This window comes from Vibrio sp. S457-15, assembly GCF_000960545.1.
GTDB lineage: Bacteria > Pseudomonadota > Gammaproteobacteria > Enterobacterales > Vibrionaceae > Vibrio > Vibrio parahaemolyticus.
This window is the reverse complement of record NZ_JYOQ01000114.1, coordinates 40,840-53,199: the sequence shown is the minus strand read 5'-3', so window position 1 is coordinate 53,199 and position 12,360 is coordinate 40,840. Positions and strand designations below refer to the sequence as shown.

The following is a 12,360-nucleotide window of genomic DNA, read 5'->3' as shown; positions in this document are numbered from 1 at the left end:
ATTGAAATTACGCGATTGCCGCTTATGCTCTAATTACCGCACAAAAAACATGTAGATGAGGCACTCATGAAGAAACTATTACTACTTGCTGCAGTATTATTACCATTCGCATCCGCTCATGCAGAAATCACAGTAAAAGGTGACGATTTTGAGTTGAGCAAAGATTGTGTTCGCCTAAGCGGTGACAATATTTCCGTCAAATCCGACGATTGCTCTTCTAAAAACTGGGATGATAAAGACAAAAAAGGAAACGCTAGCGTGCATGGCGATGACAACCCAGGTAAAGGGCATAACAAAGATAAAAAAGACAAGAAGAAATAAACACTTCTGTTCGAAAAAAGGCTTGCGCGATGCAAGCCTTTTTAATGTTCAGCGTTTCAAGCACTTAGTAGAAGGTACGACCTTCACCCGCTCTAGTCAGCAGTCCGTCGCATGGCGCATAACGATCGCCATATTTCGATGCAAATTCGTTCATTTTCTCAACCAGTTCTTTCAAACCGAATTGATCCATATAACGGAATGGCCCGCCAAGGAATGGAGGGAAGCCAATACCAAAAATCGCACCAATATCGCCATCGCGCGGAGAGCGAATAATACCGTCGTCCAAGCATCGTACTGCTTCATTAAGCATTGGCAGTACACAGCGCAACGCAATATCGTTATCGCTGAGCTTCGATTCTGGCGTCAGTTTGAGTAGCTTGTAGATGGATTTATCGACTTCTTTCTTCTTACCTTTGTAAGTGTAGAAACCTTTCCCGCTCTTGCGTCCTTTGCGACCGTCATTCAATAAGATATCGAATACATCAGGACCTTTGAATCGCTCGCCCAACTCATTGACCAGAATCGGCATGATCTTCGCGCCAATATCAACACCAACTTCATCAAGTAACGTGATTGGCCCAACAGGGAAGCCGAAATCCAACAGCGCACCATCTAACTTCTCAATCGGCTCATTTGCCAGCAAGATATGCGCAGCTTCATTCATGTAAGGCGCAAGAATGCGGTTTACGTAAAAGCCAGCTTTGTCCTTCACAACGATTGGGGTTTTACCCTGCTTCTTAGCCAATGCGACAACTGTCGAAATGGTTTCATCAGACGTTGTTTCATGCGGAATCACTTCCACCAGAGGCATTTTTTCTACTGGGCTAAAGTAATGTAAACCGACGATGTTTTCTGGTCTCTCTGCCTTTTCTGCAATCTTGTGGATTGGTAACGAAGACGTGTTCGTAGCAAAAATAGTTTCAGATTTTGCGTTTGCTTCAATGTCCGCAACCATCTGTTGTTTTAGATCCAAGTCTTCGAAAACCGCTTCGATCACAACATCAATGTGGTTGTAACTTGTAAAGTCTACGCCACCTGACAGTTGCAACATCTTTGCCTGTAAATCGGCTTTCGACAGGATGCGACGTTTACGCTGCTTCTCAAACAACTTGTAGTTGTAGTTAAGCGCATTCAACACACCGTCATTGCTCACATCTTTGATTCGAACAGGCACTTTTGCTTTTGCTACCGTTACATGACTGATCCCAGCGCCCATTAAGCCGCCACCAAGAACACCCACTTTTTTCACCGCTGCAGGCTGTGCATCCGTGCCGTGTTCCTTCTTCATTTCAGTTGTCGCGAAGAAGATAGAGCGCAATGCCTTCGATTCGGAGCTCATCACAAGCTCACCAAATCGTTTCGCTTCAAGCTCTTGCCCTTGTGCAAAGCCTTTTTCCAGACCGTGTTGAATCACTTCAAGAATCGCGACCGTTGCTGGATAGTTGCCACGGGTCTTCTGGTTGGTTTTCTTCGCAGCTTGTTCGAAAACAAGCTTACGACCTAACCCACTGCCCGACATCAACTTCTCTTTCGTCGATTGCTTTTTCTTGCCCTTGTTCTTGCCTTTGTCGATAAACTGTTTTGCCACGTCGAGCAAAATTGTGTCTGGGACACACGCGTCCACAACGCCCAGTTTTTTGGCTTTCTTCGCGCGAAGCTGTTTACCGGTCAGGATCAAGTCCAATGACGGTAACAAGCCAATCAAACGTGGCAAACGCTGAGTACCGCCAGAACCCGGTAATAGACCGAGTTGAACTTCTGGTAAGCCTAAGCGTGTCTTATCGGAATCCGTACAAACACGGTAATCACATGCAAGCGCAAGTTCTAAACCGCCACCCAAACATGGGCCGTGAATAGCCGCAACCACAGGGTAAGGTAAGTCAGACAGTTGTAGGAACAACTCTTGACCTTGTTTTGCCAATGCTTGTGCTTCATTCGCTGTGGTACATGCCTCCAACATACGAACATCGGCACCTGCCACAAAATTATCCGGTTTTAAGGAGTGAATGATCATCCCTTTGATGCCACTGGAGTCTTTTAGCTGAGCAAAAATTTCTTTCATTTCGTCAGCAAAAGCCGCCTGTAGCGTGTTCATCTTTTCATTCGGTACGTCGATCGCTAACCATGCAATATTCTGCTCATCAACGTTAAGACTAAATGCTTTTTGCTCGCTCATTACTCAACCTCCAGAATCATTGCTGCGCCAAGACCACCCGCAGCACAAGCGGTATTCAATGCAATACCACCACCACGACGTTTCAGTTCACGTAGAGTTTGCGTCATCATACGCGCACCCGTCGCCGCGAATGGATGACCGTAAGCAATTGAGCCACCGAGCACGTTGAATTTATCCATGTCGATTTCACCGATCGCTTTCGAACGACCTAGGTTTTCTTGAGCAAACTTATCTGAGGCAAACATTTTCACGTTTGCCAATGCTTGAGCAGCAAACGCTTCATGCATATCGATCAGCGTCAGATCCGACAGTTCCAAGCCTGTGTTTTCGAGCACTTTCGCAGTCGCGTAGGTCGGTCCCATCAGCATGTCTTTTTCCACACCAATCGCTGAGAATGCGTAGCCACGGATGTAGCCAAGAATTTCCATGCCCAACTCTTTCGCTTTACCTTCGCGCATCAGCATCACTGCCGCGCCGCCATCAGTCAGCGGCGTACTGTTTGCTGCGGTAACACTGCCGTACTGGCGGTCAAATGCAGGACGTAACTTTTCATAGCCCTCTAACGTCGAGTCGTGACGAACGTTGTTGTCTTCAGAAATCCACTTTTTGTAAGGTTCAGGGAAAGCGGTCATCACCTCACCTTGGATTTTGCCTTCTTTCCAAGCTTGGGATGCCAATGTATGAGAGCGATGAGCTAGCGCATCTTGTTCTGCGCGTGAGATACCGTGCGTCTTCGCCATTTGCTCTGCCGTTTGTCCCATCGACAAACCCGTCGAGTATTCCGCGACGGCTGGCGGAACAGGCATGAGATCTTTAAAACTCAGACTCTTGAGAATATTGAGCTTTTGCCCCAATGTTTTGGTTTTGCTTAGAGCCAACAGGTTAGCAGCAAGTTTTTTGGACACACCGATAGGAAGTACAGAAGATGAATCCGCACCACCAGCGATACCAATTTCAATGGTGCCAGCCATGATGCTCTCTGCTACGTTTACCGCCGCTTGGAAGCTCGTCGCACACGCACGCGTCACGCTGTAAGCGTCGGTATGGATGTTCATCCCCGTGCCCAATACGATTTCTCGTGCGATGTTTGGTGCTTCAGGCATTTGAACCACTTGTCCAAACACCACTTGTTCAATTAATTTCGGATCAATATCTGTTCGAGCAAGCATTTCGCTTACTACCATTTTCCCTAAATCGACCGCTGGCACTTGGCTAAATTCCGTGCTTTGACGAGCAAAGGGAGTTCGAAGCCCCGCGACAATAGCAACACGCTCACCATTGCGTGTTTTTACTTCCTGCTTGCCCATTGTTTCTCCTTAAATACAAGAGGTCTGACCTGATGCATTGTAATCAATTTGTTAAATTTATCAAACGTGCGTTTAAATAAACGTGAAGCAAGTAGATCAATTGCTCTAGTTCGTTGATTATATTGAATAACTATAGAAGCTAAAAACGGCAGAAAGTGTGTGGCAGGTAAAATTGAAGCAAAAAAAAACCACACATAACTGTGTGGTCGGAATATCTATAAAACAATTAACTTACGCCAATTGAAAATTAATCAGTTTCCTGATTAGGAGAAAGTAAAGTCAGCCTTCAAAAGGAAGTGTCATCTTGCTCAACATGTTAGTCACAAGGACTAACGAGATGACAAGATGTACTATAACCCCTTCACTGCTTGAGATTTTGAAATAGATCAATTTTATGGTGATTTTACGATCTTCGAACGCATCTAAATGCCTCCTCTATTCAAGTCCATTCACAAGCTTGCTACTCAAAATACGCATCAGATACATAAATCCAATGCATTTAACCAAGTCATTGATAACTAAATGATGATATTGTTAACAAGCAAAACTGCATCACTAGGGATAATATCGGTTATTTGTGTATACACTTTTATATACCGACTTAGCTTGTAACGAATCGATTTATCACTCGATACTGGCTTAGATTGGCTTAGCCATAAGTGATGGAATAGAAGTAAAGTCATGCTCAAAATGTATAAGAAATACACAGAGCGAGGATGGAGGCTCCTGTGGCCATATTAAAAATGTTTGGAAAGAAAAATTCCAACAGTCCGGTCAACTCTGATATGGACAAACAAAGAAAATATGAAGCGCTCGTCCGGGGCTATCACCGCGATTTGTACCGTTATGCATACTGGCTGTGTAAGGACAAAGCAATTGCGGAAGATTTAGTGCAAGAGACCTGCTTACGTGCATGGAAGTCTCTCGATAGTCTTCAAGATGAAAAAGCTGCGAAATCTTGGCTTATTACTATATTAAGGCGAGAAAACGCGCGTCGCTTCGAACGCAAACAATTTGATTTAGTTGATATCGATGACTACGGCAATGATGCTAAGGTCAGCGACGATCCTCATCATCAACAAGAATGGCTTCAAGCACAGATCATGAGGTTGGATGTGGAATATCGTGAACCTCTGTTTCTTCAGGTTATTGGCGGTTTCAGTGGAGAAGAAATCGGCGACATTCTTGATTTAAATAAGAACACAGTAATGACTCGACTTTTCCGAGCTCGAAATCAACTTAAAGAGATGTTGGATTCTCAAGATACTAAGAGAGGACAAAAAAATGGATGATTTAGAATTTCGTCGTCGTATTTTGTCGGATCCAAAACAGAAGGATGAAGAGATTCTGCAAGCGTTGGCCGCTAGCGATGCCAACAGTAAGTTTGTTGATGACGTTTTGGATCTCGACGCGAAAATTAAGCAGGCCATGAATGTGGATGTGCCAGAGGATCTTGCTGATAAAATCTTGTTTAGCCAAACCTCTAGCGCGCTTGACGAAAAAGTCGTCAAACCCAACTTTGTCCGCAAAGCCATGGCGCTTGCAGCTTCTGTTGCCTTTACCGCAGGTTTACTGGTGGGGCAAATCAACTGGGGCAACATTCTGGTGCCACCTGCGCAAGCCAGTCTCGCAGATACGGCTATTAAACATGTCATTCATGAAGAGGCATTTGTACGCCATTTAGATGAAAACGTGCCGAGTTCCCAGATCAATGCGAAGATGTCGCCATTTCATTATCAGTTTAGTGACAACTTCCCGTACCACGTTTACTACCTAAACCACTGTGGATTTGGTGAAGCTAATGCTTTACACATGGTTTTTCAGGGTGTAAAGGGCAAAGTAACGCTCTTTATTACGGGAATTTCTAGCCAACAAACGGCAGATTTTGAAAAAGATGGTATGACAGGTATCGTCCAACCCGTTGGTTCAACCAGCATGATTTTAGTCGGCGAACAAGGTGAAGACATTGACGCTATCGCCACTAAACTGGCGCCTATGCTAAAACCAATGTAACAACTTCACCAACTTTAGCTTAGAAACATTGAAATGCCGTCAAACGCTCTCATTTGGCGGCATTTTTGTATTAATCGCTCACAAAACATTCACCACGTCGATTGCATTTAGAGCTTAAACTCTAAATTATGCAATTTAAGTGCAATTTCCCGTCTTTTAGACATCATTTCCGCAATTTTTATTCAATTTTATCTAATGGTCGGATTTGTCTAGCCCACTCTTGATACTACTATCTGCGCCACTGAGCAAAAGCTCAATTTATCGTCCAGAGAGACGAATCTAATAAGGAAAAACAAATGACTCAGAATACGCGTCTGTTTAAAAAGACTCTCCTAGCAGTAACGGTAGCTTTTGCCTCAGGTCAATCGATGGCAGCAGGTTTCCAAATTAACGCTCAATCAGCAACTGGCATTGGCCGTGCATTTGCTGGTGATGCAGTCATCGCTGATAACGCGTCAGTAATGGCTCGTAACCCAGCGGCTATGGCTCTGTTTGATAAAATGGAGCTGTCGCTTGGTTTTGAAAGTATCACTTCAATAATTGAAGTAAAAGATGCTACTTACCGAATTAACAACAACGAAATCCCTGTGGCCAACACTGATGATGTTGGTGACACTTCTATTGCGCCAAATATTCACCTTATTGTACCAGTTAATGACAAATTTGCCTGGGGTGTAAACGCATACTCAAACTTCGGTACTAAAACTGAATTTTCAGATAGCTATGTAGCAACTGAATATGGCGGTCTTACTGACGTTAAGAGCGCAAACTTTGGTCTAGCAGGCTCTTACCGTCTCAATGAGCAATGGAGCTTTGGTGCTGGTCTAGACTTAATCTACGGTCAAGGTACGATGAAACGTACTGCTAGCGCAAACCTTCCTCTAGTTGGTGGTGCTAAACTTCTTGATGTAGATAAAGCAGACGGTTGGGCTGTAGGCTTTAATGTGGGTACTGTGTATGAGTTAGACGAAAACAACCGTTTTGGTTTATCTTACCGATACAGTCCTGAGTTTGAAGCGAAAGATGACAAAGGTCAGAAGATCACATTGCCTCTACCAGATATGGCTGAGTTCTCTGGCTACCATAAAATTACCGATACTAAGTTCGCAGTTCACTACTCTATCCAATACATCGGCTGGAGTGACTTCGATAAAATCGACTTCGACAACTTGAACCAAGGCTTGCTTGGCCCTACTTATTCGAAAGATTACCAATGGCAAGATGGTTGGCACTACGCTATCGGCGGTACTTACTACATGAACTCAGACTGGACTCTACGTGCTGGTTACATGTACGACACTAGTGCTCAAGACAACCTAACATCGATTTCAGTTCCTGACTCAGATCGCCAATGGTTCTCAGCAGGTTTCACATACCATATCGATACTAAATCTAATGTTGATTTCGGCTTCACTTACTTAATGGGTGATGACGTAAAAGTAAACGAAGAAACGCCAATTGCGCCACCTCTACTAACAACTGGTGTGAGTGCGACAACGCACGCAGACGCTATCCTGTTTGGCTTACAATACAGCCGTAGCTTCTAAGAAAATTCCTTACATTTAATGTAAGTAAACTCTATATAAAAGGCTGGATTTCCAGCCTTTTTTCTTATCTAACACTTATCGCCCGCTCAATTTGAGTGAACACGTGTATCTAAAAATCACAATTAGACCTCACAGGTGTTCGCTGAGTTTTTTTCATTCCACTATCATGGTTAGATTATAAAACCATAAACAAACAACAAATTAGAACAAAATACCAAATACATTCATGTTCCGGATTTTCATTTCTAAAGTAATAACTCTACCTTTAGACTTTTGCCCCACGTTATAATTAATTCAGCGAACATTAGAATGAAAACCAACAAGACTTTCCTATCAACAGCAGTAGCACTTAGCCTACTTGGCACTTCAGGCATGGCAAATGCAGCAGGCTTCCAATTAGCTGAATATTCTGCAACAGGTCTAGGTCGTGCTTACGCTGGTGAAGCAGCAATGGCTGACAACGCAAGTTCTCAATGGCGTAACCCAGCAATGCTTACTTACCTAGAGGGCACTCAAGTGTCTGTTGGTGCCATCTATGTAAATCCAAACATTGATATCAATGGTCAAACCACACTTAAGCATCCAGTAAATCAGAGTGTAATTAACTCCTCTTCAACCTCTTCAGATGACTTCGCACATGATGCGATCATTCCAAACTTCTACCTATCACACCAATACAACGAACAATTCGCAATCGGCCTAGCGTTCGGTACGAACTACGGTATGGAAACGGATCTAGGCAAAGGCTTTGCCGCCTCTCATTTTGGTAACGAAGCAAGCGTAACCACAATGGAAGCAAACCTAAACGCAGCATACAAAATTAATGATGCGGTAAGTATTGGTGGTGGTATTCGTTACATCATCGGTGAAGGAAGTTTTGGCGCTACGGCTCCTAAAGTAAACGTATTACAAAAACCTCAAGGAACGACTCTTAAGTACATGGAAGGTGACGATACGGCTTGGGGCTGGCAATTGGGTACAGCGTGGCAGATCAATGAAAACAACCGCATCGGTTTCACGTACAAATCTGAGGTTGAGCTGAAGCTTGAAGGTCATGCTGAGGGCCTTGGTTTTGGCTTCGGTACTCCTAAGCTTCCACAGCTACGTGACAATGGCTACATGTACCTAAACCTACCAGCAACGGCTGAACTAGCGAGCTTCCACCAAGTAACGGATCAACTTGCGCTACACGCAAGTTTCAACTGGACTGACTGGAGCTCTTTCGAGAAGCTAGAAGCTCACCTAGAAACCGCTGGTACACACATGGTGAAAGTGGAAAACTGGGAAGATAACTACCGCTTTGCTGTTGGTGCGACTTACCAACTTCAACCTAAGGTAGCCCTACGTACTGGTATTGCATACGATACGTCTGCTGTAAGTGATAAGAACCGCACGATCACTATTCCAGAAACAGACCGTACTTGGTTAAGCATCGGTGCAACTTATGACTGGACGAAAGACTTCAGCCTAGACGCTGGCTTCACTTACATTATCGCGAAAGACGCACCAATCGTTGAGTCTCGTGGCTACAAGTCAGACGATTCAGCTGAAGTAGTTGGCGGTCAATTCGTTGGTGAAACAACGGGTAACGTTTGGCTAATCGGTGTTCAAGCGAACTACCGTTTCTAATTACTCGTTAAAAAATCGAGAGACAAAAAAGGCTTAGCACTTGCTAAGCCTTTTTTATTGCGTTCATTTTATTTGAAATATCAACGATTAGAATTCATTTAGATATTCGTCTAACAACGCTTCCTCTTCCGGATTCACTTCTTCTACCGTGTCGATTTCTGCTTTAAAGTTTTGACGCTGAATGTAGACATCTCGAGTCAGTACATAAGGATCTGGAGAACTATCAAGCTGTGCTTCTTGCGGTACAAGCAACGCTCGTTTTTCCAAACCTTCTAATGCCCACTTCCCTAAACCAGCCCAAATATTCAAGTAAGATAATGGGAGATACATACCATCGACGGTATCTGTCACTTCTCGCAGAGTATAAGGACCATAACCAGGTATCATAAAGTATGGGCCATTCCCTACGCCATAATGACCAACAGCACTGCTGAACTCTTTATTGTCGTACTTGGTGATACCCGCCGCAGTTGCGATGTCAAATACACCGAGAATACCGAACGTAGAGTTAATCCAAAAACGGTTAAAGTGATCCACCGCTTTGCTACCGTTACCCATCAAAAGGTTGTTCACCATGCTTGATGGTTCATCAAGGTTTGACAAGAAGTTGGCGATACTGGAACGAATAGGCACAGGTGTGTATTCAACGTACGCGATCGACACAGGACGAACCAAATACGGATCTAAGTACTCGTAGTTGATTTCCCACATCGTGCGGTTAAAGCCTTCTAACGGATCATACACATCAGAAGTCGTTTGATTTGTCTCTCCTTCACTTGTTACTGCCTCCTCAGGCGCACTCGAACAGCCAACAAGACCAAGTGCTAACAGTAACATTAGGTAGGATTTACCCTTGTTATACATTCTATGTTCCATAACGACTATTAATATACTTAAGTAACCTCATTTAAAAATGTATGACCAACGCCAAAAAGCAAATGCAGGAACAACCAACAAGCTCAATGTTAGCGATAAATACATTTTAGAAGTCACTTGAGTATATAAACAAAGGCCAGCAAATGCTGGCCTTGGTCATTTTACTTGATAGTTTAGAGTCATACCACTAAATGGACCGACATTGACTAAGTGTCATATATCAGAGACAACAACTAACTATTGATACTGTTTATTGATGGTCACTGCAACCGGTTGACCGAATTCAACCACATCGCTTTCGCCATGCCAATCTTGGTCGCGCGTTGCAACGTTGCCATCAGAATCAGCACGTACACGCACGATAAGTTTTTCTAACGATGATAGTTTTTGCCCTTGCATCATCGCGTTACCGTCATCTAGCACCACTGTTCGTGGGAACGAACCAAGTGGATAGCGAGCGGCTGCAACCGGCATTGGTGAACCATCGGCACGATGAATTGAGACAATTAATACCGCGTTAGGATCAAGTTGTGCTTCAGGTGCGACATTAATCGTTACTGCCACGCTTTTATCCGGAGAAACCACTTCACCCATTTGTTTGCGTGCATGGTCGATACTGCGTGAAAGGCTTTCGTATCGGCTATCGTCAGGACCGATCATCTGCTGCATAATGCCCCAGTATTTAATTGCTGCGGGGTAATCTTTACGTTCAAATGCATCAAATGCGAGCAATGAGAACACGCGTAAATCCACGTAATCTTGTTGCATGAGCTTACCAAGTAAAGAGCGAGCCGTTGCTTGGTCCATCTCGTCTTGAGAAAGCATTAACGCCTGAGCGTAACCTAACATAACGTCAGGATCTTTTGGCTCAAGAGCATACGATTTTTTCATAGAATCGATGGCTGTCGTCACATCGCGGTTAGCTAATGCAATACGACCGAGTAGCAACCAACCGGTTGAATCTTCTGGTTGATAATGCAGGCGCGTGCGCAGTGCCAACGTTAAATCAGCCATTTCATCATCGCTCAGAGGTTCAGAAGACGACGACATCAGCTTCTTAGAAAGCTCTGGCAAGTTAGACGTAACCTCTTGCCATTTCACAACATCTTGAGATGCGCCAAACTTGTAATAAAGCCCGTAACTTAACGCAACCGTAAGAATCACAGAAGGAATAAGCACTGCCATCGGCGAGACTTTGGTTCCCTGACTCATTTTCTGTGCAGGAATATCATCCAAAAGTGACTGCTTAAGATCAGAAATCAGATCTTCTTGACTCTCGACAAGACCTTCTTCTGTTTCTTCTTGAAGCTCAGAAAGACGATCTTTATAAAAAGCTTTGTTCAACTCATCACGTAAGATGTCGTCGTTGTTTGCTTTCTGCTTCAAAAGAGGCAGCGCAACTAACGCACAAGCAATCAACGTAAGAATAACGGTGGAAATCCAAAATAGAGTCATTACTTATTATCTCCGTTATTCTCTTCTTCAAGCAGCGCTTTTAAACGCGCTTCTTTTTGCTCGTCCCATTTCTCGTCGTTGTTTGCCGTGACTTTTGCTTTTGACTTTCGGCTACGAAGCACGATCAAACCAAAACCGCCCAAAACCACAGCCAGTGGACCAAGCCATAAAATCGCTGTCGACATAGTGAATGGCGGATTGTAAGTCACGAAGTTGCCGTAGCGCGCGATCATGTAATCGACGATCTCTTCTTTTGACTTGCCCTCTTTCGTCATTTCGTAGACCTTGTGGCGCAAGTCTTGAGCAAGTTCGGCATTCGAATCAGAGATGGTGTTGTTCTGACATTTAGGGCAGCGCAATGTGTGTCCTAGCTCTTTGAACTGTTGCTCCTGCTCTAAGTTGTCAAACTCATACACTTCAATTGCAGCATGTGCCGCCAACGAGAATGTTAGGGCTGCAAACACTGCTAAAATCACTTTTCTCATTGCTTCGCCTCCTCAACCAGCTGGTTGTACATCGGTGCTAACGTGTCAGCCCAATTTCGAGGGTTAACATCACCTACATGACGGTAACGAATGACACCATTCGCATCGATAATGAAGGTTTCTGGTGCGCCGTACACACCAAGATCCAGACCCAACATCCCGCTGCCATCGAACAGACTAATTAGGTATGGGTTACCTAAATCGTTCAACCAACCGATCGCTTTGTTTCGATCATCTTTGTAGTTCATACCGATGATCTTCACGCCTTTACCAGCAAGTTCGTTGAGATATTTATGCTCTGCGTAACAGGTAGGACACCATGTAGCCCACACATTTAACAGCAGAGGCTCACCTTTAAAAATCGACTGATCGTACTGTTTACCCGGTTCGGCCAAGTCTTCTAAGTGAAACTTAGGAACAGGTTTGCCAACTAAAACAGATTCCAGCTTTGTTGGGTCGTCCCCATCTTGGTTACGAACCAACTGTGTTGCGAAGATCCCCGCCAGAACTAAGAAAGCAACCAACGGGATAAACAAGATTTTCTTATTCAT

The 12,360-nt window shown here is 44.1% G+C and carries 11 protein-coding genes; 5 read left to right on the top strand and 6 right to left on the bottom strand.

Going from position 1 to position 12,360, the window contains the following annotated elements; translation table 11 throughout:
• Window positions 1-66 precede the first annotated feature (66 nt).
• Window positions 67-321: a hypothetical protein gene (locus UF05_RS09220; protein WP_005457697.1), complete on the top strand. Its 255-nt coding sequence runs from the start codon at window positions 67-69 to the stop codon at window positions 319-321.
• A 64-nt stretch (window positions 322-385) separates the two neighbouring features.
• Here UF05_RS09220 and fadJ read toward each other — a convergent pair whose 3' ends face one another.
• On the bottom strand, window positions 386-2,497 hold the full coding sequence (gene fadJ, locus UF05_RS09215) for a fatty acid oxidation complex subunit alpha FadJ (RefSeq protein WP_025631560.1): 2,112 nt from the start codon (window positions 2,495-2,497) through the stop codon (window positions 386-388).
• Entirely contained in the window at window positions 2,497-3,804 is a 1,308-nt protein-coding gene (gene fadI, locus UF05_RS09210) for an acetyl-CoA C-acyltransferase FadI (RefSeq protein ID WP_025631559.1), read from the bottom strand. Before fadI ends, fadJ begins: the two co-directional genes overlap by 1 nt.
• A gap of 716 nt (window positions 3,805-4,520) precedes the next feature.
• On the opposite strand from fadI, the gene UF05_RS09205 reads away from it, so the two are divergent.
• From UF05_RS09205 to UF05_RS09190, 4 genes are all read left to right on the top strand, one after another.
• Complete coding sequence (locus UF05_RS09205; RefSeq protein WP_005479482.1) at window positions 4,521-5,096, top strand: sigma-70 family RNA polymerase sigma factor; 576 nt, start codon at window positions 4,521-4,523, stop codon at window positions 5,094-5,096.
• On the top strand, window positions 5,089-5,817 hold the full coding sequence (locus UF05_RS09200; RefSeq protein WP_005494391.1) for a DUF3379 domain-containing protein: 729 nt from the start codon (window positions 5,089-5,091) through the stop codon (window positions 5,815-5,817). The genes UF05_RS09205 and UF05_RS09200 overlap by 8 nt, the downstream gene beginning before the upstream one ends.
• A 296-nt stretch (window positions 5,818-6,113) precedes the next feature.
• A complete protein-coding gene (locus UF05_RS09195) occupies window positions 6,114-7,364 on the top strand; it encodes an outer membrane protein transport protein (RefSeq protein WP_045545694.1) in 1,251 nt (416 codons plus the stop codon).
• A gap of 309 nt (window positions 7,365-7,673) precedes the next feature.
• Window positions 7,674-8,993: an outer membrane protein transport protein gene (locus tag UF05_RS09190; RefSeq protein ID WP_045545693.1), complete on the top strand. Its 1,320-nt coding sequence runs from the start codon at window positions 7,674-7,676 to the stop codon at window positions 8,991-8,993.
• A gap of 87 nt (window positions 8,994-9,080) precedes the next feature.
• Here UF05_RS09190 and UF05_RS09185 read toward each other — a convergent pair whose 3' ends face one another.
• The 4 genes from UF05_RS09185 to UF05_RS09170 form a co-directional block, all read right to left on the bottom strand.
• Window positions 9,081-9,857, bottom strand: coding sequence for an MlaA family lipoprotein (locus UF05_RS09185; protein ID WP_082063999.1), 777 nt, complete (start codon window positions 9,855-9,857; stop codon window positions 9,081-9,083).
• A gap of 249 nt (window positions 9,858-10,106) precedes the next feature.
• Entirely contained in the window at window positions 10,107-11,324 is a 1,218-nt protein-coding gene (ccmI, locus tag UF05_RS09180; RefSeq protein ID WP_045545691.1) for a c-type cytochrome biogenesis protein CcmI, read from the bottom strand.
• Window positions 11,324-11,809, bottom strand: a complete 486-nt coding sequence (locus UF05_RS09175; RefSeq protein ID WP_005457737.1) for a cytochrome c-type biogenesis protein — start codon at window positions 11,807-11,809, stop codon at window positions 11,324-11,326. Before UF05_RS09175 ends, ccmI begins: the two co-directional genes overlap by 1 nt.
• A complete protein-coding gene (locus tag UF05_RS09170; protein WP_005457723.1) occupies window positions 11,806-12,360 on the bottom strand; it encodes a DsbE family thiol:disulfide interchange protein in 555 nt (184 codons plus the stop codon). Before UF05_RS09170 ends, UF05_RS09175 begins: the two co-directional genes overlap by 4 nt.